The sequence below is a fragment of the Enterobacter cloacae complex sp. GF14B genome, assembly GCF_004136805.1.
In the GTDB taxonomy this organism is placed as follows: Bacteria; Pseudomonadota; Gammaproteobacteria; order Enterobacterales; family Enterobacteriaceae; genus Enterobacter; species Enterobacter hormaechei_C.
This window is the reverse complement of record NZ_QFRV01000389.1, coordinates 1-872: the sequence shown is the minus strand read 5'-3', so window position 1 is coordinate 872 and position 872 is coordinate 1. Positions and strand designations below refer to the sequence as shown.

Genomic DNA, 872 nt, shown 5'->3' with positions numbered 1-872 from the left:
ACTCTTTCCCTTAGCTCAATGAGCTCATCTTTAGCCACCTCCAAGTCGTCTTCCATCCTCTCCCTTGCTTCCTGTGAACTTGTTACCTCTCTTGAAGCTTCGGCTAGTTGGAGTATCAAGCCGTCTCTCTCGTTTTCTGCGTCGTAGAGTGATGCTTTATGACTTTCAGATTCAGTCATAGCATTCTCTAACTTCTTCTGCAACTCTGCTTCCTTTTGTTTTGCTGTCTCAATTGCTACTTCCTTTGCTCTGGATCTTTCTTTAATCTTGCTGAGCAGTTCATGCACCATGTGCATGTCTTTTTCATCTTCATCTGTCAACTCTAAAGCTTTTTCTGCCACCACCTCCACTGGCTTCGGCTCTTCTAGTACGTTCTGCTCGTCCAGTTTTTCATCACTTTCTTTTGTACTCTTTGTATTTTCCTCTGTCCCTCTCCGATCATCTCGTTTTTGTAGGGTGATCCCATAAACCGCCTCAAGGGCCTCTTCTTCAGTGTACCCTATCGCTACCAGATCCTCATAATCGTTTTTCTTTTGCTGAATTGGATCTATCTCCTTTTCCTTGGTCCCGGCCTCCGGCTTTTCCATACCAGCCGTGTCCATCTCTACTGTGGTCTCTTCCACAATGATTTCCATCTTCTTCGGGCTTGGTACATCAATAAAGGAGGGCTCATTGTCCTCAGTCATCTTGGCTTTCCCTTTGTTTGCTTGCCCGTCTTTCTTTTGAGGTTCAGTAGACTCATCTACTTTCTTCTTCCCCTTGTTGTCCTTTTTCAGCTCAGCTTTTAAAAGCTGTACTTCCTCTTCAGTGTATGGCTCAACAGGTTGCTGCTCCAGTATAGCCTCTGACTCCTCATAAGCTCTAATATATTG

1 protein-coding gene is annotated in these 872 nt (G+C 44.7%); it reads right to left on the bottom strand.

Annotated elements, in window-relative coordinates:
- Positions 1-872: hypothetical protein (locus DD606_RS26140; RefSeq protein WP_176691530.1), on the bottom strand; the 872-nt coding region annotated here is incomplete at both ends.